The 565-nt window shown below is 63.9% G+C and carries 1 protein-coding gene; it reads right to left on the bottom strand.

Annotated features, from left to right (window positions below; translation table 11 throughout):
• Positions 1-306: 306 nt before the first annotated feature.
• Positions 307-565 (bottom strand): histone-like nucleoid-structuring protein Lsr2 (locus ACLE20_RS15555; RefSeq protein ID WP_410941224.1); only part of this gene is annotated, 259 nt, incomplete at its 5' end.

Below are 565 nucleotides of genomic sequence, written 5' to 3'. Positions count from 1 at the left end.
CCACGGTGAAAGAATGGTCGATGCTGTACCCGGTACACCCCCGCATCCACCCCGACTGCCTGCGCCTCGGCGGGTCGACACCACGGGCGGACGTGTGACTCTGACCTGCGAGCGTGCGTCGCCGTGGGCCTCGCTCGCCAAGGACCCCGCCTACGCATGAATGACTCGGGTCGAGAACTCCTGCGCTGGCTCCATCATCACTCCGTAGACGACGTCGACCTGTGCGCCCTAGCCGATGCGACCCACTCACCGGCATCGTCCCATAACTGAAATCGCGGACCGTCGCTGCGCGGTGGTGAGAGCCGATTATTGCGTGGTGGCGTTCTCGAATGCTTCGAGTACTTCGCGGGGGACGCGGCCGCGGGGGCTGACTGTGTATCCGTTTTCGGTTGCCCAGGCGCGGATGGCCGACGTGCTAGTTCCCGCCTTGGCCTTGGTGCTCCGTGGTTTCTTGGTGCGGCGGTTACGAGGGAGCTCGTCACCGGTAATTTCGAGTGCGGCGTTGATGTAGGGCGTCAGCGTTTTGTCGAACTTGGACACGTTCCGCGTGGACAGGTCCATTCGG

The sequence above is a fragment of the Rhizobium sp. YIM 134829 genome (assembly GCF_046546455.1).
This window is presented reverse-complemented; position numbering and strand designations above follow the sequence as displayed.